24 protein-coding genes are annotated in these 26,993 nt (G+C 61.6%); 8 read left to right on the top strand and 16 right to left on the bottom strand.

All coding sequences use genetic code 11. The features are described from left to right. Nucleotides 1-44: 44 nt before the first annotated feature. From gcvT to arcD (MF6394_RS06105), 10 genes are all read right to left on the bottom strand, one after another. Nucleotides 45-1,169, bottom strand: coding sequence for a glycine cleavage system aminomethyltransferase GcvT (gcvT, locus tag MF6394_RS06150; RefSeq protein ID WP_078466336.1), 1,125 nt, complete (start codon nt 1,167-1,169; stop codon nt 45-47). A gap of 39 nt (nt 1,170-1,208) precedes the next feature. Further along, on the bottom strand, nt 1,209-2,585 hold the full coding sequence (locus MF6394_RS06145; protein WP_032895533.1) for an L-serine ammonia-lyase: 1,377 nt from the start codon (nt 2,583-2,585) through the stop codon (nt 1,209-1,211). Between the two features lie 161 nt (nt 2,586-2,746). Then, a complete protein-coding gene (gcvP, locus tag MF6394_RS06140; protein ID WP_069558608.1) occupies nt 2,747-5,584 on the bottom strand; it encodes an aminomethyl-transferring glycine dehydrogenase in 2,838 nt (945 codons plus the stop codon). Between the two features lie 10 nt (nt 5,585-5,594). Continuing rightward, nucleotides 5,595-5,978 carry a glycine cleavage system protein GcvH gene (gene gcvH, locus MF6394_RS06135; RefSeq protein ID WP_044273368.1) on the bottom strand — a complete coding sequence of 128 codons (384 nt, stop codon included), beginning with the start codon at nt 5,976-5,978 and terminating at the stop codon, nt 5,595-5,597. Nucleotides 5,979-6,392: 414 nt separating this feature from the next. After that, nucleotides 6,393-7,901, bottom strand: a complete 1,509-nt coding sequence (locus tag MF6394_RS06130) for a sigma-54-dependent transcriptional regulator (protein WP_078466335.1) — start codon at nt 7,899-7,901, stop codon at nt 6,393-6,395. A 171-nt stretch (nt 7,902-8,072) separates the two neighbouring features. Next, on the bottom strand, nt 8,073-8,435 hold the full coding sequence (locus MF6394_RS06125) for a DUF5064 family protein (protein ID WP_047711663.1): 363 nt from the start codon (nt 8,433-8,435) through the stop codon (nt 8,073-8,075). An 18-nt stretch (nt 8,436-8,453) separates the two neighbouring features. Further along, nucleotides 8,454-9,383 (bottom strand): carbamate kinase, encoded by a 930-nt coding sequence (arcC, locus tag MF6394_RS06120; RefSeq protein WP_014719696.1) that lies wholly within the window; start codon nt 9,381-9,383, stop codon nt 8,454-8,456. A 175-nt stretch (nt 9,384-9,558) separates the two neighbouring features. After that, nucleotides 9,559-10,569: an ornithine carbamoyltransferase gene (locus tag MF6394_RS06115; RefSeq protein ID WP_047711662.1), complete on the bottom strand. Its 1,011-nt coding sequence runs from the start codon at nt 10,567-10,569 to the stop codon at nt 9,559-9,561. Between the two features lie 12 nt (nt 10,570-10,581). Further along, complete coding sequence (gene arcA, locus MF6394_RS06110) at nt 10,582-11,838, bottom strand: arginine deiminase (protein ID WP_014719694.1); 1,257 nt, start codon at nt 11,836-11,838, stop codon at nt 10,582-10,584. Nucleotides 11,839-11,862: 24 nt separating this feature from the next. Beyond that, nucleotides 11,863-13,290 carry an arginine-ornithine antiporter gene (gene arcD, locus MF6394_RS06105; RefSeq protein WP_032895542.1) on the bottom strand — a complete coding sequence of 476 codons (1,428 nt, stop codon included), beginning with the start codon at nt 13,288-13,290 and terminating at the stop codon, nt 11,863-11,865. A 396-nt stretch (nt 13,291-13,686) separates the two neighbouring features. Between arcD (MF6394_RS06105) and arcD (MF6394_RS06100) the strand changes: the two genes are divergently transcribed. Together arcD (MF6394_RS06100) and MF6394_RS06095 are read left to right on the top strand one after the other, a co-directional pair. After that, nucleotides 13,687-15,114, top strand: coding sequence for an arginine-ornithine antiporter (arcD, locus tag MF6394_RS06100; RefSeq protein ID WP_044273371.1), 1,428 nt, complete (start codon nt 13,687-13,689; stop codon nt 15,112-15,114). Beyond that, entirely contained in the window at nt 15,111-15,974 is an 864-nt protein-coding gene (locus MF6394_RS06095) for a DNA-3-methyladenine glycosylase family protein (protein ID WP_047711661.1), read from the top strand. Before arcD (MF6394_RS06100) ends, MF6394_RS06095 begins: the two co-directional genes overlap by 4 nt. A gap of 115 nt (nt 15,975-16,089) precedes the next feature. On the opposite strand, the gene MF6394_RS06090 is transcribed toward MF6394_RS06095, so the two are convergent. The 6 genes from MF6394_RS06090 to MF6394_RS06065 form a co-directional block, all read right to left on the bottom strand. After that, entirely contained in the window at nt 16,090-17,439 is a 1,350-nt protein-coding gene (locus tag MF6394_RS06090) for a CoA transferase (protein WP_078466334.1), read from the bottom strand. A 37-nt stretch (nt 17,440-17,476) separates the two neighbouring features. After that, nucleotides 17,477-18,823 carry a sensor histidine kinase gene (locus MF6394_RS06085; protein WP_078466333.1) on the bottom strand — a complete coding sequence of 449 codons (1,347 nt, stop codon included), beginning with the start codon at nt 18,821-18,823 and terminating at the stop codon, nt 17,477-17,479. 65 nt (nt 18,824-18,888) lie between these two features. Beyond that, nucleotides 18,889-19,347, bottom strand: coding sequence for an LTXXQ domain protein (locus MF6394_RS06080; RefSeq protein ID WP_032895550.1), 459 nt, complete (start codon nt 19,345-19,347; stop codon nt 18,889-18,891). Between the two features lie 789 nt (nt 19,348-20,136). Continuing rightward, complete coding sequence (locus tag MF6394_RS06075; RefSeq protein WP_003193803.1) at nt 20,137-20,814, bottom strand: response regulator transcription factor; 678 nt, start codon at nt 20,812-20,814, stop codon at nt 20,137-20,139. Between the two features lie 100 nt (nt 20,815-20,914). Continuing rightward, nucleotides 20,915-21,214: a YciI family protein gene (locus MF6394_RS06070; protein WP_032895552.1), complete on the bottom strand. Its 300-nt coding sequence runs from the start codon at nt 21,212-21,214 to the stop codon at nt 20,915-20,917. 1 nt (nt 21,215) lies between these two features. Beyond that, nucleotides 21,216-21,812, bottom strand: a complete 597-nt coding sequence (locus MF6394_RS06065; protein WP_044267795.1) for a septation protein A — start codon at nt 21,810-21,812, stop codon at nt 21,216-21,218. An 87-nt stretch (nt 21,813-21,899) separates the two neighbouring features. Between MF6394_RS06065 and MF6394_RS06060 the strand changes: the two genes are divergently transcribed. The 6 genes from MF6394_RS06060 (at nt 21,900) to rluB (ending at nt 26,849) form a co-directional block, all read left to right on the top strand. Next, nucleotides 21,900-22,763: a PHP domain-containing protein gene (locus MF6394_RS06060; protein WP_078466332.1), complete on the top strand. Its 864-nt coding sequence runs from the start codon at nt 21,900-21,902 to the stop codon at nt 22,761-22,763. 13 nt (nt 22,764-22,776) lie between these two features. After that, entirely contained in the window at nt 22,777-23,406 is a 630-nt protein-coding gene (locus tag MF6394_RS06055) for an L-threonylcarbamoyladenylate synthase (protein WP_003193796.1), read from the top strand. Nucleotides 23,407-23,466: 60 nt separating this feature from the next. Next, nucleotides 23,467-24,225, top strand: coding sequence for a segregation and condensation protein A (locus tag MF6394_RS06050; RefSeq protein ID WP_171905498.1), 759 nt, complete (start codon nt 23,467-23,469; stop codon nt 24,223-24,225). A 12-nt stretch (nt 24,226-24,237) separates the two neighbouring features. Beyond that, a complete protein-coding gene (gene scpB, locus MF6394_RS06045) occupies nt 24,238-25,158 on the top strand; it encodes an SMC-Scp complex subunit ScpB (RefSeq protein WP_069558756.1) in 921 nt (306 codons plus the stop codon). A 147-nt stretch (nt 25,159-25,305) separates the two neighbouring features. Continuing rightward, a complete protein-coding gene (locus MF6394_RS06040) occupies nt 25,306-25,497 on the top strand; it encodes a DUF1289 domain-containing protein (protein WP_044267786.1) in 192 nt (63 codons plus the stop codon). 143 nt (nt 25,498-25,640) lie between these two features. Beyond that, nucleotides 25,641-26,849 carry a 23S rRNA pseudouridine(2605) synthase RluB gene (gene rluB, locus MF6394_RS06035; protein WP_044267783.1) on the top strand — a complete coding sequence of 403 codons (1,209 nt, stop codon included), beginning with the start codon at nt 25,641-25,643 and terminating at the stop codon, nt 26,847-26,849. Nucleotides 26,850-26,993 lie beyond the last annotated feature (144 nt).

Raw genomic sequence — 26,993 nt, 5'->3', positions numbered from 1 at the left:
TTAGTGCACGTTAACGCAACCGCGTTACTTATAGAAACAGTCAATCAACCGCGGTAGTAACGTTGCGGAACGAATGGCATTTTACTTACACGTAATGGCACCTTTTTCCCACGTACCATTGCGCAAACTTCGGTATCCAGTGCGACAAATGCGCTGTCCAGATAACCCATCGCCAGAGGGCCGCCCAAGGTTGGGCCAAAGCCGCCGCTGCACACGCTGCCGATCACAGTGCCCTGGGCATCGACGATTTCTGCGCCTTCCCGCACCGGGGTACGCTCCTGCGGCAGCAGGCCTACGCGTTTGCGCGCCACAGCGGTTTGTTGCTGGGTGAAGATGCGGTCGGCGCCGGGGAAGCCGCCGGCCCGCGCACCATCGGCACGCCGGGCCTTGGAGATCGCCCACAGCAGGCTGGCTTCGATCGGCGTGGTGTCGGTGTTCATGTCGTGACCGTACAGGCACAGGCCGGCTTCCAGGCGCAGCGAATCGCGGGCACCCAGGCCGATGGCCTGCACTTCGGTTTCGGCCAACAGGCTGCGGGCCAGGCTCTCGGCATTGGCTGCCGGCACGGAGATTTCAAAGCCGTCTTCACCGGTGTAACCGGAGCGGCTGACGTAGCAGTCCACGCCCAGCAAACGCAGGGTGGCAAATTGCATGAAAGTCATCTGGGTGACTTCAGGGGCCAGGCGCGCCAATACTTTCACGGCCGCCGGGCCTTGCAGGGCCAGCAGGGCGCGTTCTTCGAACAGCGGTTCGATGGTGCATTGGTCGCCGATATGTGTGCGCAGGTGCGCCAGGTCCTGGTCCTTGCAAGCCGCGTTGACCACCAGGAACAGCTCGTCGTTACCCAAGTTGGCGACCATCAGGTCGTCGAGGATGCCGCCTTGCTCATTGGTGAACATCGCATAGCGCTGCATGCCCACCGGCAGGTCGATGATATCGACGGGTACCAGGGTTTCCAGGGCCTTGGCGGCATTTGCGCCGGTGAGGCGAATCTGGCCCATGTGGGACACGTCGAACAACCCGGCCTGTTCACGGGTGTGCAGGTGTTCTTTCATCACGCCCAAGGGGTACTGCACCGGCATGTCGTAGCCGGCGAAGGGCACCATGCGTGCGCCCAGTTCCAGGTGCAGGGCATGCAATGGGGTTTTCAACAGGGTTTCGGTGGACATATTCAGCTCCTGAAAAACGTGCCGACGCGCTTGTGGGCGTCAGCACTCGATAATGTTGACTGCCAAACCGCCGCGGGCGGTTTCCTTGTATTTGCTTTTCATATCGGCGCCGGTCTGGCGCATGGTGCGGATGACCTTGTCGAGGGACACAAAATGCTGGCCGTCGCCACGCAGGGCCATGCGTACGGCATTGATCGCCTTCACCGAGCCCATGGCATTGCGCTCAATGCACGGCACCTGCACCAGCCCGCCAATCGGGTCGCAGGTCAGGCCGAGGTTGTGTTCCATGCCGATCTCGGCGGCGTTTTCCACTTGGGACACGCTGCCGCCCAGCACTTCGCAGAGTGCGCCTGCGGCCATGGAACAGGCCACGCCGACTTCGCCCTGGCACCCGACTTCGGCGCCTGAGATCGAAGCGTTTTCCTTGTACAAAATGCCGATGGCGGCGGCGGTGAGCAAAAAGCGCACCACGCCGTCTTCGTTCGCGCCGGGGATAAAACGCATGTAGTAATGCAGCACGGCGGGAATGATCCCGGCCGCGCCGTTGGTGGGCGCAGTGACGACGCGCCCGCCATTGGCGTTTTCTTCGTTGACTGCCAGCGCATACAGGTTGACCCAATCGAGCACCGACAGCGGGTCGCGCAGCGCCGACTCGGGGTTCTTGCACAACTGCCGGTGCAAGGCCGCTGCCCGGCGCTTGACCTTCAAGCCTCCGGGCAAGATGCCTTCGTTGCGACAGCCGGCATCGACGCAGTCCTGCATGACCTGCCAGATCTTCAACAAACCGCTGCGGGTTTCTGCTTCCGGGCGCCAGGCGCTTTCATTGGTCAGCATCACCTGGCTGATAGACAGGCCATAGGTGGTGCAATGGCCAAGCAAGTCCTTGGCGTGTTTGAACGGGAAGGTCAGGGGCGTGGCGTCTTCGACGATACGGTCGGCGCCCGCCGCGTCTTCATCCACCACGAAACCGCCCCCGACCGAGTAATACTCGCGGCTGCGAATCTGGATACCGGCGGCGTCAAAAGCGCGGAAGATCATGCCGTTGGGATGATAGGCAAGGGGTTTGCGAATCATCGCCAGGTGTTCTTTCTCGTTGAACGCAATGCTGTGTTCGCCGAGCAGGTTGAGGCGCCCGTCGCTGCGCATCTGCGCCAGGCGTGCAGCCACGGTTTCGGTATTCACGGTGTCCGGGTGTTCGCCTTCCAGGCCCAGCAACACGGCCTTGTCGCTGCCGTGGCCTTTGCCGGTGGCGCCCAGCGATCCGTAGAGTTCCACCTTGATGCCGGTGGTGGCCTCCAACAGGTTGTCACGCTTGAGCCCCTCGACGAATCGAGCGGCGGCGCGCATCGGGCCGACGGTGTGGGAACTGGAGGGGCCGATGCCAATCTTGAACAGGTCGAACACGCTAAGGGACATGGTTGTTCTCCGGTTTCTTATTATTTTCTGAAAGCCGACTCGGTCAAATGTGGGAGCGGGCTTGCTCGCGAATGCGGTCTTTCAGATGTTGATTATTTGACTGATCCACCGCATTCGCGAGCAAGCCCGCTCCCACATTTTTGACCGGGTGCATTCTCAGGTTATGCGTAGCTCTCGATCGACGGGCACGCACACACCAGGTTGCGATCACCAAACACGTTGTCGACCCGGCCAACCGGCGGCCAGTACTTGCCTTCGATCAACGACGCCACCGGGTACACCGCTTGTTCACGGCTGTAAGGGTGGCTCCATTCGCCCACCAGTTCCGCTGCCGTGTGCGGCGCGTTCTTGAGCGGGTTGTCGTCTTTGTCCAGGGTGCCGTTTTCTACCGCGCGGATTTCTTCGCGGATGGCGATCATGGCGTCGCAGAAGCGGTCCAGTTCTTCCTTGGATTCACTTTCGGTCGGCTCGATCATCAAGGTGCCGGCCACCGGGAACGACATGGTCGGCGCGTGGAAACCAAAGTCGATCAGGCGCTTGGCCACGTCGTCCACGCTGATGCCGCTGCTGTCTTTCAACGGGCGCAGGTCGAGGATGCATTCGTGGGCCACCAGGCCATTGCTGCCGGTGTACAGCACCGGGTAGTGCTCTTCCAGGCGGCGGGAAATGTAGTTGGCATTCAGGATCGCCAGCTGCGACGCACGCTTGAGGCCGGCGCCGCCCATCATGCTGATATACATCCAGGTGATCGGCAAAATGCTGGCGCTGCCGAACGGCGCGGCGCACACCGCGCCTTCTTTGCGTTCCATGGCTGCGTGGCCGGGCAGGAACGGTGTGAGGTGCGACTTGACGCCAATCGGGCCAACGCCTGGGCCGCCACCACCGTGGGGGATGCAGAAGGTTTTGTGCAGGTTCAGGTGGGACACATCGCCGCCGAACTTGCCTGGCGCGCAGAGGCCGACCATGGCGTTCATGTTGGCGCCGTCGATGTACACCTGGCCGCCGTTGTCGTGAATGATCCCGCAGATTTCGCGGATACCTTCCTCGAACACACCGTGGGTGGACGGGTAGGTGATCATCAGCGCGGCGAGGTGCTCGCGGTGCTCGATGGCCTTGGCGCGCAGGTCTTCGATGTCGACGTTGCCGCGGGCGTCGCAAGCGGTCACCACCACGCGCATGCCGGCCATGTTGGCGGTGGCCGGGTTGGTGCCGTGGGCTGACGACGGGATCAGGCAGATGTCGCGACGTTCTTCGCCACGGCTCTGGTGATAGGCGCGGATGGCCAAGAGGCCTGCGTATTCACCCTGGGAACCGGCGTTCGGCTGCAGGGAGATCGCGTCATAACCGGTGGCCGCGCAGAGCATGGCTTCCAGTTCGCTGGTCAGTTGCTGGTAGCCGGCGCTTTGCGCAGCGGGGGCGAATGGGTGCAGGGCGCCGAACTCGGCCCAGGTCACCGGGATCATTTCGCTGGCGGCGTTGAGCTTCATGGTGCACGAGCCCAGCGGGATCATGGTGCGGTCCAGGGCCAGGTCCTTGTCGGCCAGCTTGCGCAGGTAGCGCATCAGCTCGGTTTCCGAGTGGTAGCGGTTGAACACCGGGTGGCTGAGGATCGGCGACTGGCGCAGCAAAGCGCTCGGCAGGGTGCTGTCGGTGGTGGTAAAGGCCGGCAGGGTTTTGCCGTCGGCGAAGATCGCCCACAAGGCCTGGATATCGGCCTGGGTGGTGGTTTCGTCGACCGACAGGCCAACGCGCTCGCCGTCTACTACACGCAGGTTGATGCGCTGGGCGCGGGCCTTGTCGTGCAGGGCGGCAGTGTGAGCGCCGGTGTGGATTGTCAGGGTGTCGAAGAAATGTGCCTGCTCGACCTTCTGGCCCAGGGCCGTCAAGCCCTTGGCCAGGATCGCGGTCAACTGGTGAATGCGCTGGGCGATCTGGGTCAGGCCTTTGGGGCCGTGGTACACGGCGTACATGCTGGCGATGTTGGCCAGCAGCACTTGGGCGGTGCAGATGTTGCTGGTGGCTTTCTCTCGGCGGATATGCTGCTCGCGGGTCTGCATGGCCAGGCGCAGGGCCGGCTTGCCGAAGCGGTCGACGGAAACGCCGACCAGACGGCCTGGCATGTCGCGCTTGAACGCATCCTTGGTGGAGAAGTACGCCGCGTGCGGGCCACCAAAGCCCAGTGGTACGCCAAAGCGTTGTGCGCTGCCAATGGCGACGTCGGCACCGAATTCGCCCGGCGGCGTCAGCAGGGTCAGGGCCATCAGGTCGGCGGCCACGGCGACCAGTGCGTTGGCGGCGTGGAAGCGTTCGGTCAGTTCGCGGTAGTCGAACACGTCGCCGTTGCTGGCCGGGTATTGCAGCAGGGCGCCGAAGAACGGGCTGACATCGGTCAGTTCGCGCTCATCGCCCACCACCACATCGATACCCAGTGGCTCGGCACGGGTGCGCAGCACGTCGAGGGTTTGTGGGTGGCTGTGCACCGACGCGAAGAACGCGTTGCTGCTTTTGTTCTTGCTCAGGCGCTTGCAGAAGGTCATGGCTTCTGCGGCGGCGGTGGCTTCGTCGAGCAGGGAGGCGTTGGCGATCGGCAGGCCGGTGAGGTCGCTGATCAGGGTCTGGAAGTTCAGCAGGGCTTCCAGGCGGCCTTGGGAAATCTCGGGTTGGTACGGCGTGTAGGCGGTGTACCAGGCCGGGTTTTCCAGCAGGTTGCGCAGGATCGGCGACGGCGTGTGGCAGTTGTAGTAGCCCTGGCCGATGTAGGTCTTGAACAGTTGGTTCTGGCTGGCAATGGCCTTGATCTTGGCCAGGGCTTGGGCTTCGCTCAGGCCGTCTTCCAGGCCGAGTACGCTGGTGCCCTTGATGCTTTCCGGGATCACGCTGGCGCTTAGCGCTTCGAGGGAATCAAACCCCAGGCTGGCGAGCATCTGCTGCTCATCTTCCTGGCGCGGGCCGATGTGGCGGGCGATGAATTCGTTGGCGGTGGTCAGATTAACGGTCATGGCGCGCTCCTCAGGCTTCAGCGTTGGCTTTGATCAGGCGGTCGTACGCATCCTGATCCAACAGCTTAGCCACTGCATCAGCGTCGGCGGGTTTAAAGCGGAAGAACCAGCCTTCGCCCATCGGGTCTTCGTTGACCAGTTCCGGGCTGCCATCGAGCTTGTCGTTGACTTCCAGGACTTCACCGTCCAACGGCATGTACACACCGCTGGCGGCTTTGACCGACTCCACGGTGGAGGCTTCGGCGCCCTTTTCGTAAGCCTGCAACTCCGGCAGTTGCACGAAAACCACATCACCCAGCGCGTTTTGCGCAAACGCGGTGATACCTACGGTGACGCTGCCATCGGCTTCGGCGCGCAGCCATTCGTGATCTTCAGTGAAACGCAACTCGCTCATGGAAACTCCTCAGGGCCAGAATCGTCTGGTGGACGGGATTGGAATAATGGGGAGTTGCTTAGCAATATCGCGGCCAATGTTATTAAATCGTTATAGATCAACGGGTTAATAAATTTCGCGAGAAGGTTGGCTGAGTACGCTGTAGCGATTTCGCTACAGTCCGGCGCGTGAAAAAAAGCCTATGCGGATCAAAGCCTTGCATGGCGCGCAAAAAACAGGGTTGTAGCGATATCGTTACGCTGTAGCGCTTTCAGTACACGGAATGTCGTTCTCAGGCCAAAACTGTAATGCGCCCCACTGTAGGAGCGAGCTTGCTCGCGAAGATCGTCAACGATGACGCGGGCAGCCTGGATGAACCTGACGCCCTTGGGTTTTTCGCGAGCAAGCTCGCTCCTACAGTGGATAAAGCATGGCTTAGGGTTTGTTGGGAATGCCGTACTTGCGCAGGCGGTGGGCGATAGCCGTGTGGGAGGTTTGCAAGCGGCTGGCCAGTTGGCGGGTCGAGGGGTAGCGGCTGTAGAGACTTTCCAGCAGGCTGCGCTCGAAATCTTCCACGGCCTGTTCCAGGCTGTCGACTTCACCATCGTTCTGGCGCGCCACGGAGGTGCCGGCGATGTCCAGGTCGCCGATGTCCACCAGGCTGCTTTCGCAGATGGCGGCAGCGCGGAAGATCACGTTTTGCAACTGCCGCACGTTGCCCGGCCAGTGGTTGCCCAGCAGGGCAGGATAGGTACCCGGTGCCAGGCGGCAGACCGGGCGCTGGATCTGCGCGCAGGCTTGCTGCATGAAGTAACGCGCCAGCAGGAGGATGTCCTGGCCGCGTTCACGCAAGGGCGGCACGGCGACATTGAGCACGTTGAGGCGGTAGAACAGGTCTTCGCGAAAGGTGCCTTCGCTGACCATTTTTTCCAGGTCGCGGTGGGTGGCGCTGAGGATGCGCACATTGACCTTCACTTCGCGGTCGCCACCCACGCGGCGAAAGCTGCCGTCATTCAGAAAGCGCAGCAGCTTGGCTTGCAGGTACGGCGACATTTCACCGATCCCATCGAGGAACACCGTGCCCTGGTTGGCCAGCTCCATGAGCCCCGGTTTGCCACCGCGTTGCGCGCCGGTAAAGGCGCCGGGCGCATAGCCGAACAATTCGCTTTCGGCGAGGTTTTCCGGCAGTGCCGCGCAGTTCAGTGCCAGGAACGGCGCACTGTGACGCGTGCTGATGGCGTGGCAGGCGCGGGCCACCAGCTCTTTGCCGGTACCGGTTTCGCCCTGGATCAGCAGCGGTGCATCCAGCGCGGCCACCCGTTGCGCCCGCGCCTTGAGCGTGCGGATCGCCGGGGACTCGCCCAGCAGTGCATCAAAGCCTTCGGCATGGTCATGGTGCAGCGCCGACAGTTGTTCGCCGATGCGGTTGGGCTGGTAAAGGGTGAGCAGGGCGCCGGCGTCGGTGATTGGCGTGGCGCCCAACAGCAGGGTCTGGCCGTTCACGCTGATCTCGCGCAACGGCAATCGAAAGCCCTGCTCCAGCAGGGTCTCCAGCAAGGCCGCGTCATCGAACAGCTCGGCGATGCTTTCGCCGGCCGGTTCACGCCCGTACAAGGCGATCAACGCCGGGTTGGCCAGCAGGATTTTGCCGGCGCTGTCCAGGGCCAGTACCGGGTCGGTCATGGCCGCCAGCAGGGCGTCGAGTTGCAAGTGGCGGCGCTGGCCCGGAAGAATGTCGACCACCTTTACCGCTTGCACGCCGTGCACGCTGAACAACGCGTCGCGCAGCTCTTCGAGCACGTCGGCGCTGAGGGTTGGCGCGTCGATATAGACGTTGGGCGGCACCATCTCCACCGCATCCAGATTGAGATTGCGCCCACCGAGCAAGGCCAGGACTTCCTGGGTGATGCCGACGCGGTCGATGAAGCTGACGTGGATACGCATGGGGCGATTGGCAATTCTGAAGAGCAGAGGCGGCAAGTATGCCTTGGAGCGAGTGGAGATCAAAATGTGGGAGCGGGCTTGCTCGCGAATGCGGTGGGTCAGTCAGCAGATTATTGACTGTTCCACCGCATTCGCGAGCAAGCCCGCTCCCACAGGGGGTTTGCGGTGTTTTTATTCCAGGTGTTCGGGTTTGACCGGGTCGCCGGATTTCATCCCCAACTGCTGGCGCACATCCTCAAACATCAGATCGTAATGCTTGTGCTGTGAACCGACGCTGCTATGGGTCTTGGGAATGCCGTATTTTTCGACAATCTTGGTCACATTGCTGGCGAAGTTGTAGGCCTGGTCCTTGGGCAGGAAAAAGGTCTCTTTCATGGCCTTGCCCTGGATGCTGCCATGCAGGGTGAACTGCATGCCTTTGCCTTCGCGGTCATCCGTGACCACTTCATAGTCCAGGCACAGGTCGTAGCTGACATCGTCCTTGTTCAGCGCGTGTCGCTCGATATGCAGGTGGCCGGGTTCAAAGATAGCCATAGGCGTTTCTCCTCAACTTCACAGGTAGGTGATGCCAGGTTTGGCCGTGCTGATGCGCGTGCCGGCGCTGCCCTGGACGATGGCTTCGATGTCCGAGAGTGAACCGATCACCGCGGTTTTGCCAGTCTGGCGAGCGAACTCGCAGGCGGCCTGGACCTTGGGGCCCATGGAGCCGGCGGCGAAGCCGAGTTTTTCCATGTCGTCCGGGTGGGCTTGGCCGATGGCCTTCTGGGTGGGCTTGCCGAAGTCGATAAAGGCGGCGTTGACGTCGGTGGCGATCACCAGCAAATCGGCCTCCAGTTGCGTGGCCAGCAAGGAGGAGCACAGGTCTTTGTCGATTACGGCTTCAATGCCGCGCAGCTTGCCATCTTCGCCATACATCGTCGGGATGCCGCCACCACCGGCGCAGATCACGATGGCTTTTTTCTCCAGCAGCCATTTGATCGGGCGGATTTCGAAGATGCGTTTGGGGCGCGGGCTGGCGACCACGCGGCGGTATTTGTCGCCGTCGGGCGCGATGGCCCAGCCTTTTTCGGCGGCGAGTTTCTCGGCTTCGGCTTTGGCGTACACCGGGCCGATGGGCTTGGTGGGGTTCTGGAAGGCCGGGTCCTTGGCGTCCACTTCCACTTGGGTGAGCAGGGTGGCGAATGGCACTTCAAAGTCCAGCAGGTTGCCCAGTTCCTGTTCGATGATGTAGCCGATCATGCCCTCGGTCTCGGCGCCCAGCACGTCCAGCGGGTAAGGCGAGACGCTGGTGTAGGCCGCTGCCTGCAATGACAGCAGGCCGACTTGCGGGCCATTGCCGTGGGCGATCACCAGTTCGTTGCCGGGGTGGATCTTGGCGATCTGTTCGGTGGCGATACGGATGTTGGCCCGTTGATTGTCTGCGGTCATGGGTTCACCACGACGCAGGAGGGCGTTGCCGCCCAGGGCTACGACGATGCGCATATAAATGTCCTTCTAGAAGCTCTATGTAGCGAACACAGAACCAAATGTGGGAGCGGGCTTGCTCGCGAAAGCGGTAGATCAGTGACTACACGTGTTGACTGGCACACCGCTTTCGCGAGCAAGCCCGCTCCCACAGTTTTGATCATTTTCCGACAGTGAGAGCGGTGTTGAGGGTTTAGATATCTGCCAACGCCGACACCAGGATCGCCTTGATGGTATGCATGCGGTTTTCCGCTTGCTCGAAGGCGATATTGGCCGGCGACTCGAACACCTCTTCGGTCACTTCCACACCATTGGCCAGGTGCGGATAGCGCGCTGCGATGTCCTTGCCGACCTTGGTTTCACTGTTGTGGAACGCCGGCAGGCAATGCATGAATTTCACCCGAGGGTTGCCCGAGGCTTTCATCATCTTGGCGTTGACCTGGTACGGCAGCAGTTGCTCGATGCGCTCGTCCCACGCTTCCACCGGTTCGCCCATGGACACCCAGATATCGGTGTGGATGAAGTCCACGCCCTTCACGGCTTCTTTCGGGTCTTCGGTGATGGTGATGCGTGCGCCGCTTTCCTCGGCAAAGGCCTGGCACTCTTTGATGAAATCTTCATGGGGCCACAGCGCTTTCGGCGCGCCGATGCGCACGTCCATGCCGAGCTTGGCGCCGATCATCAGCAGCGAGTTGCCCATGTTGTAGCGGGCGTCCCCCAGGTACGCGTAGCTGATGTCATGCAGCGGCTTGTCGCTGTGTTCGCGCATGGTCAGGGTGTCGGCGATCATCTGGGTCGGGTGGAATTCGGCGGTGAGGCCGTTGAACACCGGCACGCCCGCGAACTTGGCCAGTTCTTCGACGATTTCCTGTTCAAAGCCACGGTATTCAATGGCATCGAACATCCGGCCCAGTACGCGGGCGGTGTCTTTCATGCTTTCTTTGTGGCCGATCTGCGACGACACCGGGTCGATATAGGTGACGTGGGCGCCTTGGTCATGAGCCGCGACTTCAAAGGCACAACGGGTGCGGGTCGAGGTTTTTTCGAAGATCAGCGCGATGTTCTTGCCCTGCAGGTGCGGACGCTCGGTGCCGGTGTATTTGGCGCGTTTGAGGTCGCGGGACAGGTCCAGCAGGTAATGCAGCTCGCGGGTGGTGTGGTGCATCAGCGACAGCAGGCTGCGGTTGCGCATATTGAAAGCCATGATGGAATCTCCTTAGTAGTCGATAGGGTCGCGGATGATCGGGCAGGTCATGCAGTGGCCGCCGCCACGGCCACGGCCGAGTTCACCGGCGCTGATGGTGATCACTTCCACACCGGCCTTGCGCAGTAAGGTGTTGGTGTAGGTGTTGCGGTCGTAGCCAATCACCACGCCCGGTTCCACGGCCACCACGTTGTTGCCGTCATCCCATTGCTCGCGTTCGGCGGCGAAGCTGTTGCCGCCGGTCTCGACCACGCGCAGGGCCTTGAGGTTGAGGGCTGCGGCCACGGTTTCGAGGAAGTTGGTTTTCTCGCGCTGGATGTCGATGCCGTGGGGCTTGCTCTCGTCAGGGCGCAGAGTGAACGGCACGATCTGATTGACCACTTCGGGGAAGACGGTGACCAGGTCGCGGTCGCAGAAGCTGAACACGGTGTCCAGGTGCATCGCCGCACGGGATTTGGGCAGGCCGGCAACGATGACGCGTTCCACGGCTTTGTTCTGGAACAGGTTGCGCGCCAGTTGGCCGATGGCCTGGTGGGATGAGCGTTCGCCCATGCCGATCAACACCACGCCGTTGCCAATCGGCATCACGTCGCCGCCTTCGAGCGTCGCGGCGCCATGTTCCTGGTCGGGGTCGCCGTACCAGATCTGGAAGTCCGCGTTGGTGAACTCAGGGTGGAATTTATAGATGGCGCTGGTCAGCAGGGTTTCCTGACGTCGCGCCGGCCAGTACATCGGGTTGAGCGTCACGCCGCCGTAGATCCAGCAGGTGGTGTCGCGAGTGAACTGGGTGTTGGGCAGCGGCGGCAGGATGAAACTGGCGTGGCCGAGAAAATCGCGGAACATCTCGATGGTCTTGCCACCGAAGCTGCTCGGCAGGTCGTCGGCCGATACGCCCCCAATCAGGTATTCGCTGATTTTGCGCGGCTCCAGGCTGCGCAGCCACGAGCCGACTTCGTCGACCAGGCCCAGGCCTACGGTGTTGGCGGTGATCTTGCGCTCCAGGATCCAGTCCAGCGCTTCGGGGTTGGCGACGATGTCGGTGAGCAGGTTGTGCATTTCCAGCACATCAATGTCCCGCTCGCGCATCTTGGTGACGAAGTCGAAGTGGTCGCGCTTGGCCTGGGCCACCCACAGCACGTCATCGAACAGCAGTTCGTCGCAGTTGTTGGGGGTCAGCCGCTGGTGGGCCAAACCTGGGGAGCACACCATGACTTTGCGCAGTTTGCCGGCTTCGGAATGTACGCCGTACTTCACTTTTTCCGTGGTCATTACAGATCCTCCAGTGAACAACAATTACAGGGTCAGGAAGCCGTCGTAGAGCCCATAGGCCGCCACCAGGGCGCCAATGACCACTGCGGCGAAAATCAGCTTCTCGACGGGGGTGAAAATCGGTTTGCCCAGTTCACGCTTGGCCTTGGCGAACAGGATCGCGCCGGGGGCGTAGAGCAGGGCGGAGAGCAGCAGGTATTTGGTGCCGCCGGCATACAGCAGCCAGATCGCATAGATCAGGGCGATGGCGCCGATGAACAGGTCTTTCTTGCGCTCTTTGAGGGCGTTCTCGTAGGTCTCGCCGCGCACCGCCAGCAGCAGGGCATAGGCCGCCGACCACAGGTAAGGCACCAGAATCATCGAGGTGGCGAGGTAGATCAGCGACAGGTAAGTGCTGGCGGAAAACAGCGTGATCACCAGGAATATCTGCACCATTGCGTTGGTCAGCCACAGCGCGTTGACCGGCACATGGTTGGCGTTTTCCTTGCGCAGGAACTCCGGCATGGTGTGGTCTTTGGCGGCGGCGAACATGATCTCCGCACACAGCAGCACCCAGGACAGCAGCGCGCCGAGCAGCGAGATGATCAAGCCCACGCTGATCAGCACCGCGCCCCAGTGGCCCACCACATGCTCCAGCACGGCGGCCATCGATGGGTTCTGCAGCTTGGCCAGTTCCGGTTGGGTCATGATCCCCAGGGACAGCACGTTGACCAGCATCAGGAACAGCAGCACGGTGATAAAGCCGATCACGGTGGCTTTGCCCACGTCGCTGCGTTTTTCGGCACGGGACGAGAAGATGCTCGCGCCTTCGATGCCGATAAATACCCACACGGTGACCAGCATCATGTTGCGCACCTGGTTCATCACGCTGCCCAGGTCAGGGTTTTTCACGCCCCAGATGTCAGCGGTGAAAATGTCCAGCTTGAACGCGAACAGCGCGATGAGCACGAACAGCAGCAGCGGCACCACCTTGGCGACGGTGGTCACCAGGTTGATGAACGCGGCTTCCTTGATCCCGCGCAGCACCAGGAAATGCACGGCCCACAACAGCACTGACGCAGCGATCACCGCCGTAGGCGTATTGCCTTCGCCAAAGACCGGGAAGAAATAACCCAGGGTGCTGAACAGCAAGACGAAGTAGCCGACGTTGCCCAGCCAGGCGCTGATCCAGTAACCCCAGGCAGATGAAAAGCCCATGTAGTCGCCGAAACCGGCCTTGGCGTAGGCGTATACCCCGCCGTCGAGATCAGGCTTGCGGTTGGCGAGGGTCTGGAACACGAAGGCGAGGGTCAACATACCGATGGCGGTAATCACCCAGCCAATCAACACCGCACCGACATCGGCGCTGGCGGCCATGTTTTGTGGCAATGAAAAGATGCCGCCGCCAATCATCGAGCCGACGACAAGTGCGACCAGGGCGCCTAATCGAAGTTTTCCGGGAGTTTCAGACATTGCATGACTCCAATGCAGGAGAAGAGAGACCACAGAATAATTCCGTGCGCTAATCAAACAGCTGACTCAGATCACGTCATTGGCACATTCCATTGTGAATTAACGACTTAGGGTGAGATTTTGCGGGCGAAGAAATCCCGCAAAGGCGCTTGCTAGAGCGTTATCTGCTTTGTGGTTAATCATTTGGTCGAGGGCATGGGTGTTGACGCTAGTTCTTATTTGCGGATGTGCAAATTTTTTGTACGTTGTTTGACTATCGCTTCATAATTGACGTATTTAAATTCTAAATAAGCCTAAACTTCGTGCCTTTACATATCCTTATGTTATGACAACGTCATTAATCTGAATTACGTGTGTGCGCAGTTGTCGCCCAACCGTTTATTTTGAGGAACCTGCATGTCCCAACCCGCCCAGAAACTTCGGCTCAGTGCCCTGATCGCCCTGGTGGTGGGCTCGATGATTGGCGGTGGGATTTTTTCATTGCCGCAGAACATGGCCGCCCGTGCCGAGGTGGGCGCCATACTGATCGGCTGGGCAATCACCGCTATCGGCATGCTGACCTTGGCCTTTGTGTTCCAGACGTTGGCGAACCGTAAGCCCGAACTGGATTCCGGGGTGTATGCGTACGCCAAGGCAGGGTTCGGCGACTACATGGGTTTTTCGTCCGCCTGGGGTTACTGGATCAGTGCGTGGATGGGCAACGTCGGTTATTTCGTCTTGTTGTTCAGCACCCTCGGCTACTTTTTTCCGGCGTTCGGCCAGGGCAATACCCCGCTGGCCATTGGCTGCGCGTCGCTGTTGCTGTGGGCCGTGCATTTTCTGGTGATGCGCGGCATCAAAGAGGCGGCGTTTATCAACCAGGTGACGACGGTGGCGAAGATTGTGCCGCTGCTGATGTTTATCGTGATCGCTGCGGTTGCATTCAAGGCGGATATCTTCACCCGCGATATCTGGGGCCTGGGCAACCCGCAGATGGGCAGCGTGGTCGAGCAGGTGCGCCACATGATGCTGGTCACGGTGTTTGTCTTTATCGGCATCGAAGGCGCCAGTGTTTACTCGGCACGGGCACAGAAACGCTCGGACGTGGGGCGCGCCACAGTGATTGGCTTCGTGGGCGTGCTGGCCTTGCTGGTGCTGGTGAACGTGCTGTCCCTGGGCATCATGAGCCAGCCGGAGCTGGCGCAGTTGCAGAACCCGTCCCTGGCCGGTGTGTTGGAGCATGTCGTCGGGCCTTGGGGCGCGGTATTGATCAGTATCGGCCTGGCGGTTTCGCTGCTCGGGGCGTTGCTCTCCTGGGCCTTGCTGTGCGCGGAAATCCTCTATGCCACCGCTCAGGACAAGACCATGCCGGCGTTCCTGAAGAAGGAAAACGCCAATCAGGTGCCGGTCAATGCCTTATGGCTGACCAACGTGATGATCCAGGCATTCCTGGTGATCACGCTGTTTTCAGCCAGCACCTACACCACCCTGATCTACCTGGCGTCGTCGATGATCCTGGTGCCTTACCTGTGGTCGGCGGCCTATGCGGTGCTGTTGAGCGCGCGCGGCGAAACCTATGCCGGCTGGCAGCGCCGGCGCATGAAAGATCTGCTGGTGGGGCTGATTGCCCTCGGTTACGCGATCTGGCTGCTGTATGCGGGGGGCTTGAAGTACTTGCTGCTGTCGGCGCTTTTGTACGCACCGGGCGTGATCCTGTTTGCCCTGGCCAAGCGCGAGCAGGGCCAACCCTTGTTTACCACCGTGGAAAAAGGCATTTTCAGCGGCGTGATCGCGGGCGCCGGGTTGGCCGCGTATGGGCTGTATAGCGGGGTATTGTCACTGTGAGGTTGGCGTATCAACCGCCCTACGACTGGGCGGCGATGCTGGGGTTTTTATCGGTGCGAGCGATTACCGGCTTGGAAACCGTGGTCGCTGGCGTGTATCGACGCAGCATCAGTGTGGCAGGGATACATGGCTGGATCAGTGTCGAACCGGGGGCGGGAGACTGGCTGGAGGTGACGGTCGACTTTCCCGAGCCTGGCGCCATGCCTGAGATCGAGCGGCGCTTGCGCAGGATGTTTGATCTGGATGTCGTGCCTGAGGTGATCAACGCGCAATTGTCGCAAGACCCCCTGATGGCGCAACTGGTTGCGGCCCGCCCTGGCCTGCGGTTGCCTGGCACCTGGGATGGGTTGGAACTGGCGATTCGTGCAGTGCTGGGCCAGCAGATCACCGTGGTGGCGGCGATTCGTCTGGCGGGCAAGCTGGTGGCGCAGTATGGCCAGGCGCTGCAAACCCCGCACGCTGGTATCACTCACCTGTTTCCGACACCTGAAGTGCTGGCGGCGGCGGACCTGGCTACCCTGGGCATGCCCAAGGCGCGGGGGCGTACCTTGTCCGGTGTGGCCCAGGCGCTGTTGGATGATCCTCAGCTTTTCCAGCCCAAGGCCAGCCTCAAGGACGGCGTGGCACGGCTGGTGGCGTTGCCGGGGATCGGAGAGTGGACCGCGCAGTACATCGCCATGCGCCAGTTGCGCGAGGCGGATGCGTTTGCGACGGGGGACATCGGGCTGATCAATGCTTTGGCGGCTTTGGAAGGTGGGCCGGTGTCGGCCCGGCAGTTATTGGCGCGGGCCGAGGCTTGGCGGCCGTTGAGGGCGTATGCGGCGCAGCATTTGTGGACGTCGTTGAACCGCAATGATTAGCGGCGCCTGTCTAGGCCTCTTCGCGAGCAAGCCCGCTCCCACATTTTGATCGCATTTCAAAGCATTTACTCGGTCAAGTGTGGGAGCGGGCTTGCTCGCGAAAGCGGACGTGAAGTCACCACTGAGGCCGGTGCGAGCCCAGTTCCACCGCCGGCAAATCCCACTGCAACGGCGTGCCACTGATGCTCAGTGGCGCGAGTAGCCGATGGGCCTGGCCCCAGGCTGTCTGCTCCACGACCAGGCCTTGGTCATTAATGTCTTCCTCGCGCAATGCCGCTTGCTGTGCCACTGGCCCGGCCTCCACCAGTAACTTCGCCGTACGCGCCAACGACAAACGCGCCGACCCGCCGCGTCCGGAGTCCAGGCGCTCGGTCAACGCCCGGATCGCACTGGCGGCCATCAAGTAGCCGGTGGCGTGATCCAGCGCTTGTACCGGTAGCGGCAGTGGTTTATCCGTCTGTTTCCAGGCCATGCCGGCCTCGGCAATCCCGCTGCTCATCTGCACCAGGCTGTCAAAGCCACGACGATTACGCCATGGGCCGTTCCAACCGTAGGCGTTTAGGCTGACGTCGATCAGGCCGGGGGCGATGTGTTGCCGTTCGCCAAGGGTATAACCCAGTTGTTCCAGGGCATCGGCGCGGTAACCGTGGAACAGGATGTCGGCGTCCTTGAGCAACGCTTCGAACACCTGCCGGCCTTCCTGGCTCTTTAGGTCAAGGCGGGCGCAGCGTTTGCCCAGGGTCATTTCCGGGACCACGCCAGGTTCGTTCCAGGTGGGCGAGTCGATGCGCAGTACGTCGGCGCCCAAGCCCGCGAGGAAACGACTGGCCACCGGGCCGGCTAGCACCCGGGTCAAATCCAGCACCTTGATGCCGGCCAGTGGGCGCGCTGCGGAACCAAGCCAGGGTTTGTCGATGCCGGGTTCGAAGACCTGGCGTTGGATCAACGCCTCGGCGTTCACTGCCAAGCCTTGAGGATGCTGCTGCCAGGCTTGCCAGCTACGCATCTGCGCCGCACAACCGCCCGCATCGACAATCGCCTGTTCCAGTTCGGCGGCTTTCCAGGTTGCGACTTTGCTCGCCATGGCTGCGCGATCAGCGGCAGGCCCCAGTACCCGCTCGGCCGCTGCACGATGATGGGGCGCGTTGGTGTGCAAGCGAATCCAGCCATCGGCGCTGGCGTAGTCACCCGCTACCGGGTCCCACAAAGGCGGCACTTGCCAACCCACGGGGCGAATCGACGAGGAGAACCACAACGAGGCCAGGCGCCGATCCACGCTGACGCTGGGCAGGCGCCCGGTTTGTTGCTCAATCAACTGCGCGACGGCCTGGCCAGCGGCGCCGATGCTGGCGGCCGCCAGGTCAGTCACGGCAAAGGTCGAAGGCAGGGCGCCGGCCTGGGTCTGGGGCAATGGGGCGTGCGGTAAAGCGAGCGCGGCTTGGATGGGAGTCAGCAGGTCAGTCATCAAAGGCCCTCCGTAAGAGAAGGGCCACTATAGAAGATCATCCCACCGGTGTGGCAACCCCAGGGATCAAGGGCAGTTCGATGCTGGCGATAAAACCGCCCTCGGGATGGTTGGCCAGGATCAGGTTGCCGCCATGGCGTTCGGCGGCGCGACGGGCGATGGCCAGGCCCAGGCCATGGCCTTGGGCGGTTTGGCCTGGCGCACGGTAGAACGGCTCGCCCAATTGGCTCAGGTGCTCGGCTTCAACGCCGGGGCCGTGGTCGCGTACGCTGATCAGAATGCGCCCGCCTTGATGCTGGGCCTGCAATTCAATCGGCTCGCCCACCGGGTTGAAGCGCTGGGCATTGCGCAGCAGGTTGTCCACGGCGCGTTCGATCATGGTCGGCCAGCCTTTGAGCTGCAGATCATTGGCAGTCGTCAGTTGCACCACTTGCTCGGGGGCACTGAGTTGGGCGTCCTTTTGCAGCGTTTTAAGCAACGGGTTGAGGTCGATGTCTTCGGCGCTGGCGTTGTCGGCGTCGACCCGTGCCAATACCAAAATTTCGCTGATCAAGGCTTCCAGGCGATCGCATTCGCGAGTCAGGCGCGGCCAGAGTTTTTCCCGTTCTTCGGGGCTGGCGCGTTCGGCCAGGGCCAGGGCGATACGCAAGCGCGCCAGGGGCGAGCGCAGTTCGTGGGAGACGTCGCGCAGCAACTGGCGCTGGCTGCCGATCAGGCTTTGCAAGCGCGCGCCCATGCGGTTGAAGTCGTTGGCCAGCACGCCGAACTCGTCACGCCGGTTGGCCAGTTGCGCCAGGCTGTTCTGTTGATAGGTGGTTTGCCCCAGGTCATGCACCGCCCCGCGCAGACCGCTGAGCGGGCGGGTAATGGACAGGGTCACCAGCAGGCTGAACAGGGTCAGTACCACCAGGGTAATCGCCAATGCACTGAGCGGCCACAGCAGGCTGCTGCGGTGCCAGGCGTCCAGCTCCGGGTGAGGAATACGGTAAATCAGCAGATAGGTATCGCCGGTTTTGGCGCTGGTGTACTCGGCGGTCAGGCGCCGCCAGGGCAGGTGGCCGTCCTGGCTGTCGTTCTGGCGGGCTTCGAACGCGGCGGCGCGGCGCGGGAAGGTGCCGCGCACCACCGGGTCGCCGCTTTCGTTAAGCACTTGCACGTCGATGTGGTACTGGCGTTTGCGCTGCTGCAACAAGTCCTGGGCGGCATCTTCGCCCTGGGTTTCGTAGAGCTGCGTCCACTCCTGGGCCAGGTTGTTGAGACCAGGGTGGCGGCTGAGAATCCAGGCGTCCTGGTTGAGCATGTGCCCAAGCAGGATCGATAAACCGGCCACCAGGGCGATGGCCAGCCAGAAACTCGCCAGAATACGCCAGAACAATGAACGCACAGGAAACCCTCAAACAGGAAAAGCCCAGCGGCGTGAACCACTGGGCTGGGGGTGAAGCTAGGCCATTATTGCGCTTTTTGCGCTTGCTGGGCTTTCCAGGCCTGGAACTCTTTCCATTCGGCGCGGCGCTCGGCTTGCTTCTTGACGATATCGTCGTACTTCTTCTGCTGGTCGGGCTTGAGCACGGCACGGATATCGGCCTGGGTTTTCTGCTTGCCGGCGGCGATTTCGTCCTGCATCGCCTTCTGGTCAGCGGCCGGGAGTTTGTCCAGGTACTTTTGGGTCAGGTCTTTGCGGGCGTGCCATTGGTCACCCATCAGCTTGCGGATCTGTTCACGCTGTTCCTTGCTCAAGTCCAGCTGGCTGAACGGGCCGCCTTTGCCACGCGGACCGTGTTCACCGTGGCCTGGGCCACCCATCATGCGGCTTTCAGGCCCACCCATCGGGCCTGGGCCTTCCGGCATTGCCATGGCAACGGTGGGCAGGGCAGTGGCGAACATCAAAGCGATAAGGGTCTTGCGCATGGTGATTCTCCTGTCTCTATTCCGGTGAGTCCGGATGTGAGTAGGTTACGCAGAGCAAGGTCAGCGGCGGTCAGGGGAGGGTAAAGCTTCGGTAAAGACGGGTTTGATAGGAACTGACAAAACCCTTGAGGCTGATGAGAACAATGGTGGGGAGTTGGCTTGCCTGCGATAGCCATAGGTATCTACACAACTGTGCAGTTCGCCGCAGCCGCTGGTAACCACGATGCGAAGCGAGTCGCTCTTGATCTTGATCTGCTTTTGATCTTAGGCGCCCCGTCAAACCACGCTGGCCGGAATTCGACAGGGATTTGGGGGGTAAACCGGCAGGGATGCCGGTTTAGCCGCCCCGCGCCATGGATGGCGCGTGGCGGCGGCCCCCCAAATCACTGGCGGATTACGGGCACACCGAGCCTAAGCGAGGTGCCGAGTGGTGGGGCAAGAGCGTTTTGCTTACTTTTGCGCTGTTCAAAAGTGAGCCGCCGTCAGGGCGGAACCCTAAGTGGCCGTTACCTAAATAACGGATATGTACTCAGTCTGATCTCAGATCCCGGTCGGCTGTCAGGCCGCCTTCGCAGGCAAGCCAGCTCCCACATTTGAATCGCGGCGCGTTAGTTAGATCGGCGCCGGCTGTCAGGCCGTCACGGGAGCAAGCTCCCTCGCCACAGGTTCAGCGTCGCACCACAGTTGTGTAGATACCTATGCTGCGATAGCGGTGTGTCAGTCACGTTTATGCTAACTGGCCCACCGCTATCGCAGGCAAGCCAGCTCCCACAGGGTTGAGTGTGGTGTTTAGAGGCTGTAGTAATAGCCACGACTGCGCAACGCCACGATCCGTGGCCGGCCATCGGGGTGTGGGCCGATCTTTTTGCGCAGGTTGCTGACGTGCATGTCCAGGCTGCGGTCATACAGGGTCAGCTTGCGGCCCAGGGCGATCTGCGCCAGTTCCTGTTTGTCCAGGGGCTCGCCGGGTTGGCGCAGCAGGGCTTCGAGCAGGCGGCTTTCGGAGACGGTAAGGGCGAACTCTTGTTCATCGATGCTGACCACACCGCGCACCGGGCTGAAGCACAGGTCGCCCAGTTCCAGCTGGGTGGACACCGCGGCGGGGTGGCTGCGGCGTAATACGGCACGTAGGCGCGCCGTCAGCTCGCGGGGGTCGCAGGGCTTGGCCAGGTAGTCGTCGGCGCCCAGTTCCAGGCCGAGGATGCGGTCCAGGGGTTCGCCCCGGGCCGAGAGCATCAGCACCGGCAGCTCCGGGTGGTCGTTGCGCAATTGCTTGAGCAGCTCCAGGCCGCTGCCGTCGGGCAGCATCACGTCGAGCACAACGGCCGCAGGCGCACTGTCGGCCAAGGCTTTACGGGCGCTCAAGCCGTCGTGGCAGGCGCGCACCTGGAAACCTTCCTGGCTCAACCAACTGGTCAGCAGCTCACAGAGCTCCTGGTCATCATCTATCAGTAACAGCTCGCTCATGACTCACTCAATTTAGCCATTGTCGGCGGCGAAGGCCCCACCGGTGACGCCGTGAGCCATTATGAGTACGCCGATACGATTAGGTTCGACGCAGCCGGGCTTAAGGCAAGACTTGCTTGAACGGCTTGATCACCACATCGGCGTAGACGCCTGCTGCAACGTAAGGGTCTGCCTTGGCCCAGGCCTCGGCGTCGGCCAGGGAGGCGAACTCGGCCACGATCAGGCTGCCGGTGAACCCGGCGTCGCCCGGGTCATTGCTGTCGACGGCCGGGTGCGGGCCGGCCAGTACGATGCGGCCTTCAGCTTGCAGCTGTTTGAGGCGCTCGACATGGGCCGGGCGTACGCTCAGGCGTTTTTCCAGGGAGTTGGCAACGTCGGTGGCAATGATGGCGTAGAGCATGTCAGTCCTCGGTTTTTGGTGTGGTAGCTGCGGTGTCATGCAGGTGACGCGACAGGTAGATACCCTGGCCGATCAAAAACAATACGGTCATGCCCAGGCTGCCGAACACTTTGAAGTCGACCCAGTAGTCCTGGAAGGTAAACGCCACGAACAGGTTGGCGGCGCCGCAGAACAGGAAAAACACGATCCAGGCCACGTTCAGGCGTACCCACACCGGCTCCGGCAAGGTCAGCGCATGGCCCATGATCCGCTTGATCAGCAGGCGGTCACCAATGAAGTGGCTGCCGATGAACACCAGGGCGAACAGCCAGTTCACCACCGGGGCTTTCCATTTAAGGAAGGTTTCGCTGTGGAAAGCCAGGGTCAGGCCGCCGAAGACCAGGCAGGCGATAAGGGTGAGCCATTGGCTTTTTTCCAGCTTGCGCTGGGAGATGAAGATGGCGCCGTAGACCACGATGGAGCTGACGATCAGTACGGCAGTGGCACTGTAGATGCCCCCGAACGATAGCTCGTGGCCGGCGATTTCGATGACCCTGGGGTCGAGTTTGGTAACGATGAAAAACAGCAACAGCGGGATGAAGTCGATGAATTGTTTCACAGTAAGAGCCAGAAGCTGGATGTGGCGGCATAATAACAAACATCCTTGGTTGCGATAGCGCCAGCTGACTTGAGGTTACACACTCCCGTGAATGTTGATTTGCACTGCCACAGCACGGCCTCCGACGGCGCCCTGGCGCCCGCGGTACTGGTTGCGCGTGCGTTTGAAAAAGGCGTGCGAGTCCTGGCATTGACCGACCACGACACCCTCGAAGGCCTCGATGAAGCCCGCCAGGCCGCGCAGTCCCTGGGCATGCAGCTGGTCAATGGCGTGGAATTGTCCTGCACCTGGGGCGGCGCCACCATCCATGTGCTGGGCTACGGTTTTGATCAAAAGGCCCCACCCTTGGTGGCGGCGATTGCCCAATTGCACGATGGCCGCTGGCTGCGGTCCGAAGAAATAAGCCGCAAGCTCAGCCTTAAAGGCATGCCGGGTGCCCTCGACGGTGCCCGTGCTATCCAGCAAGAGCTGGGCGACAGCGGCAACGCACCGGCCCGTCCGCACTTTGCCGACTGGATGGTGCGTGAAGGCTATGTGAAGGATCGTGCCGAAGCCTTTCGCAAATGGCTGGGCGCCGGCAAGTTGGGCGACGTGAAGCTGCATTGGCCGACCCTGGAAGACACTGTCCAGACCCTGCGGGCCTCCGGGGCCTGGGTCAGCCTGGCGCATCCCTGGCATTACGATTTCACCCGCAGCAAGCGCCGCAAGCTGATCAGCCACTATATTGGAGCGGGTGGCCACGCCATCGAGGTGGTCAACGGGCATCAACCCGCCGAACAGGTCGGCAGCCTGGCGATCCTTGCCCGCGAATTTGGTCTGCTGGTCAGTGCCGGCAGTGACTTTCATGGCCCAGGCGGCTGGTCCGAGATTGGCGAGTATCGCCAGGTTCCGCAAGATCTGCCGCTGTTGTGGGGGCGATTCAAGCATGACCCCATTATTGCCACCGTCTGAACAGGTAGAGTACGTGAGCCAATTCTTCCAGATTCATCCGGAAAACCCTCAGGCGCGCCTGATCAAGCAGGCCGTGGAGATCATCCGTGCCGGTGGGGTAGTGATCTACCCGACGGATTCTTCATACGCCATTGGCTGCCAGATCGGCGACAAGGGCGCGGTCGAGCGGGTAAGACGCCTGCGCCAGCTGGACGACAAGCACAACTTTGCGCTGATCTGCAGCGACTTGTCCCAGCTCGGGCTGTTCGCCAAGGTCGACACCGGCACGTTCCGCCTGCTCAAGGCCCACACGCCGGGGCCCTACACGTTCATTCTCAACGCCACCCGCGAAGTGCCGCGCCTGTTGCTGCACCCCAAGAAGCGCACCATCGGCCTGCGCGTGCCGGAACACCCGATTGCCCTGGCGCTGCTGGCCGAGTTGGGCGAACCGCTGATGAGCGTGTCGTTGATCCTGCCCGGCGAAACCGAGCCGTTGTACGACCCTTACGAAATGCGCCGATTGCTGGAAAAACACGTCGACCTGATCATCGACGGCGGCTACGGCGGCAATAAGGCCTCCACGGTGATCAACCTGGCCGACGGTGAGCCAGAAGTGGTGCGTGTGGGTTGTGGCGACCCGGCTCCGTTCATGGTCGAGGCCTGAATGTCGGCCGTGGAAACCGCTGATCCCCAGGCCGGCGCCCAGCAGGAACTGCCGTTTGCCATGGTGTACGGCCAGGCGGTCATGGAAATGCCCCTGGACTTGTACATCCCGCCGGACGCCCTCGAGGTATTCCTTGAAGCCTTCGAAGGCCCGCTGGACTTGCTGCTGTACCTGATCCGCAAGCAGAACATCAATATCCTCGATATCCCGGTGGCAGAAATCACCCGCCAGTACATGGGCTATGTCGAGCTGATGCAGTCGGTGCGCCTGGAACTGGCCGCCGAGTACTTGGTGATGGCGGCCATGCTTGCCGAGATCAAGTCGCGCATGCTGTTGCCGCGCTCGGAGACGGTGGAAGCCGAAGAGGATGACCCACGCGCCGAGCTGATCCGCCGCCTGCAGGAGTACGAACGCTTCAAGGCTGCCGCCGAAGGCATCGACGGCCTGAGCCGTGTGGGCCGTGATGTGGTGGTGCCCAAGCTCGACGCCCCCGAGGCACGCGCGCGCAAATTGCTGCCAGACGTGAGCCTGGAAGAATTGCTGATGTCCATGGCCGAGGTGCTACGCCGTGGCGATATGTTTGAGAGCCACCAGGTCAGCCGTGAAGCGCTGTCTACCCGCGAGCGCATGAGCGATGTGCTGGAGCGCCTCAAGGGCGGTGGGTTTGTGCCCTTTGTCGAGTTGTTCACCGCCGAAGAAGGGCGCCTGGGCGTGGTGGTGACCTTTATGGCGATCCTTGAGCTGGTCAAGGAGTCCTTGGTCGAGCTGGTACAGAATGAGCCTTTTGCGGCTATCCACGTGCGGGCGCGAGCCGAATAACGAGCTGAATCGATGAATCTGACTGAACCCCGCGAACTGGCCCCTTTGCTGGAGGCCTTTCTCCTGGCCTCGGGTAAACCGCAATCTTTGGAGCGCCTGTTCGAGCTTTTTGAAGAAGCCGAACGCCCGGAGCCGCCGGTCTTCAAGAAGGCCTTGGAGATCCTGCGCAAGTCCTGCGAGGGCCGTGCCTTTGAACTGCGCGAAGTGGCGTCGGGTTACCGCCTGCAGATCCGTGAGAAGTTTTCGCCGTGGGTCGGGCGGTTGTGGGAAGAGCGCCCGCAGCGCTATTCCCGGGCGATGCTGGAGACCATGGCGCTGATCGCCTATCGCCAGCCCATCACCCGCGGCGAGATCGAAGACGTGCGTGGCGTGGCGGTGAACAGCCATATCGTCAAGACCCTGCTGGAGCGCGAGTGGATCCGCATCGTCGGCTACCGCGACGTGCCGGGCAAGCCGGCCATGTTCGCCACCACCAAGGTGTTCCTCGATCACTTCAACCTGAAAAACCTCGACGATCTGCCGCCCCTGGCCGAACTGCGGGAAATGGAAGCCGAGCCGGTGCTCGACTTCGACGACGCGCCGGTGCCGCAAAGCCTGCAGGAACTGGCCGACGCCAGCGCCGAGCCGGAGGAGCCCAAGGACGAGACCAGTTTCCATACGCTGTTGCTGGAACTGGACGACATGGAGCAGGGGATCAAGACCGACTTCGACGATTTGCTGCGTGATGGTGCTGCAGAGCCGCAAACCCAGGTGAACGTTGAATCCGAGCCAGAGGTCCAAACCGAGGAAGATATTCTCGGCGTGGCCGAGGCCCGGGAGAAACTCCTGGCCGCCGTCGCCGCTCTTGAACAGCCGTCCCTGAGCGACGAAGAAGACGAAGCCCGGGCGCTGGCCGAGGCCATCGAAAACGAACGCCGCCAACTCGAAGACTGACCCGGTATTTCCAAACACCGCAATACCCCATGTGGGAGCGGGCTTGCTCGCGAATGCGGTGTATCAGCTTGCAGATGCATTGGTTGAACTACTGCATTCGCGAGCAAGCCCGCTCCCACATTTAATCAGCGTCGCCTGGGGAAATGTATGAGTTCGACCAAAGACCCGTGCATCAGCATCTGCAAATTCAACGACGACATCTGCGTCGGCTGTGGCCGCAGCAAGCGTGAAATCCGTGCCTGGAAGAAACTCGACAAAGCCGACAAGCGCACGGTTCTGGCCGAAGCCGAGCTGCGATTGCTGGCCCTGGGGGCCACCGGTCGGCGGAAAAGCAAATGAGCTGGGCGTTATCGGCTAGTCTGTGATGCGCAACACGCGCCATGCGCGTATGATTCGCGACCCCTTGCCGACCTATTCGGCCAAGGCCCCGCTTTCAATACCCTCAGGCCACGCCTGAATCGACCCACCGGGAGGTGCTTACGATGAATGACCAAGACCAGAAAGACCAGGAAATCGGCCCAGCAGGCGAAAAACTGCAAAAGGTGCTGGCGCGTATCGGCGTGGGCTCGCGCCGCGACGTGGAAGCCTGGATCACCCAGAAGCGCATCAAGGTCAACGGCGTCGAGGCCACCCTCGGCCAGCGCGTCGACCTGCACGATGCAATCACCATTGATGGCAAGGTCATCAAGCGTGAAGAGGCCGCCGAATCGGTGCGCCGCGTGATCATGTACAACAAGCCCGACGGCGAGATCTGCACCCGTGACGACCCCGAAGGCCGTCCGACCGTGTTCGACAAGATGCCCAAGCCTAAAGAAGGCCGCTGGATCAACATCGGCCGCCTGGACATCAACACCACCGGCTTGCTGATGTTCACCACTGACGGTGAGTTGGCCAACCGCCTGATGCACCCGTCCTACGAGATGGACCGTGAATACGCCGTGCGTGTACGTGGTGAAGTCGATGACGAGATGATCGAACGCCTCAAGGCGGGCGTGGTGCTGGAAGACGGCCCGGCCAAGTTCACCGACATCAAGCAGGCGCCGGGTGGCGAAGGTTTCAACCACTGGTACCACTGCGTGGTGATGGAAGGCCGTAACCGTGAAGTGCGTCGTCTGTGGGAATCCCAGGGGCTGGTGGTCAGCCGCCTCAAGCGCGTACGTTTCGGCCCGGTGTTCCTGAACTCCGACCTGCCGATGGGCCGCTGGCGCGAAATGAGCCAGTACGAAGTCGATATCCTCAGCGCCGAAGTGGGCCTGACGCCGGTTGCCATGCCGCAGATGAACGCCAAGAGCAAAGACAAGCTTGAGCGTATGCAGCGTAAATCGTCGCGCCCAGTGCCGCGTACCGAACGTGTTGCCCGCACCCTGCGCCCTGCGCTGGATGCACCGGCCACCGGCGGTCGTATCTCGCGTCAGCCGCACATTGAAGGCGAGCGCCGCCCTACCGCGCCAGCGCGTCAGGAAGGTGAGCGTGCGCCACGTACGCCACGCCCTGCGCCGGCGGGTGGTCGCAGCAACCGTGGTGAATCGGATCGCCCGGCCGACAACGCCAGCACCAAGCGTCCAGCCAAGCCAGCGGCGAACAAGCGCCCTGGCCCGAAACTGGTCGCGGACGAGCCGTCGGGCAAGCGCCGTGGCGCACCGGCCGGTTCCGGCCAGCGCCCTGGTTTTGGTCGCAAGAAGCCGCAGTGATGCGTTAAACGCTGCACAAAAACGCCAACCTTAGGGTTGGCGTTTTTTTATCTCAACTGTGGTAACCCAATTCAATGTGGGAGCGGGCTTGCTCGCGAAGGCGGTGTATCAGTTGACGCATGCATCGGTCTCTTATACACATCT

It is taken from the genome of Pseudomonas sp. MF6394 (genome assembly GCF_002018845.1).
Taxonomy (GTDB): Bacteria; Pseudomonadota; Gammaproteobacteria; order Pseudomonadales; family Pseudomonadaceae; genus Aquipseudomonas; species Aquipseudomonas lactis.
Note: the sequence above shows the minus strand (reverse complement) of the source record. Positions and strands in the feature narration are given on the sequence as shown.

What these genes read in the sequence shown, in the direction of transcription:
- gcvT (WP_078466336.1), bottom strand. Translation starts at nt 1,169, where the DNA reads ATGTCCACCGAAACCCTGTTGAAAACCCCATTGCATGCCCTGCACCTG.
- MF6394_RS06145 (WP_032895533.1), bottom strand. Translation starts at nt 2,585, where the DNA reads ATGTCCCTTAGCGTGTTCGACCTGTTCAAGATTGGCATCGGCCCCTCC.
- gcvP (WP_069558608.1), bottom strand. Translation starts at nt 5,584, where the DNA reads ATGACCGTTAATCTGACCACCGCCAACGAATTCATCGCCCGCCACATC.
- gcvH (WP_044273368.1), bottom strand. Translation starts at nt 5,978, where the DNA reads ATGAGCGAGTTGCGTTTCACTGAAGATCACGAATGGCTGCGCGCCGAA.
- MF6394_RS06130 (WP_078466335.1), bottom strand. Translation starts at nt 7,901, where the DNA reads ATGCGTATCCACGTCAGCTTCATCGACCGCGTCGGCATCACCCAGGAA.
- MF6394_RS06125 (WP_047711663.1), bottom strand. Translation starts at nt 8,435, where the DNA reads ATGGCTATCTTTGAACCCGGCCACCTGCATATCGAGCGACACGCGCTG.
- arcC (WP_014719696.1), bottom strand. Translation starts at nt 9,383, where the DNA reads ATGCGCATCGTCGTAGCCCTGGGCGGCAACGCCCTCCTGCGTCGTGGT.
- MF6394_RS06115 (WP_047711662.1), bottom strand. Translation starts at nt 10,569, where the DNA reads ATGGCTTTCAATATGCGCAACCGCAGCCTGCTGTCGCTGATGCACCAC.
- arcA (WP_014719694.1), bottom strand. Translation starts at nt 11,838, where the DNA reads ATGACCACGGAAAAAGTGAAGTACGGCGTACATTCCGAAGCCGGCAAA.
- arcD (WP_032895542.1), bottom strand. Translation starts at nt 13,290, where the DNA reads ATGTCTGAAACTCCCGGAAAACTTCGATTAGGCGCCCTGGTCGCACTT.
- arcD (WP_044273371.1), top strand. Translation starts at nt 13,687, where the DNA reads ATGTCCCAACCCGCCCAGAAACTTCGGCTCAGTGCCCTGATCGCCCTG.
- MF6394_RS06090 (WP_078466334.1), bottom strand. Translation starts at nt 17,439, where the DNA reads ATGACTGACCTGCTGACTCCCATCCAAGCCGCGCTCGCTTTACCGCAC.
- MF6394_RS06080 (WP_032895550.1), bottom strand. Translation starts at nt 19,347, where the DNA reads ATGCGCAAGACCCTTATCGCTTTGATGTTCGCCACTGCCCTGCCCACC.
- MF6394_RS06075 (WP_003193803.1), bottom strand. Translation starts at nt 20,814, where the DNA reads ATGAGCGAGCTGTTACTGATAGATGATGACCAGGAGCTCTGTGAGCTG.
- MF6394_RS06070 (WP_032895552.1), bottom strand. Translation starts at nt 21,214, where the DNA reads ATGCTCTACGCCATCATTGCCACCGACGTTGCCAACTCCCTGGAAAAA.
- MF6394_RS06050 (WP_171905498.1), top strand. Translation starts at nt 23,467, where the DNA reads ATGGTGTACGGCCAGGCGGTCATGGAAATGCCCCTGGACTTGTACATC.
- scpB (WP_069558756.1), top strand. Translation starts at nt 24,238, where the DNA reads ATGAATCTGACTGAACCCCGCGAACTGGCCCCTTTGCTGGAGGCCTTT.
- MF6394_RS06040 (WP_044267786.1), top strand. Translation starts at nt 25,306, where the DNA reads ATGAGTTCGACCAAAGACCCGTGCATCAGCATCTGCAAATTCAACGAC.
- rluB (WP_044267783.1), top strand. Translation starts at nt 25,641, where the DNA reads ATGAATGACCAAGACCAGAAAGACCAGGAAATCGGCCCAGCAGGCGAA.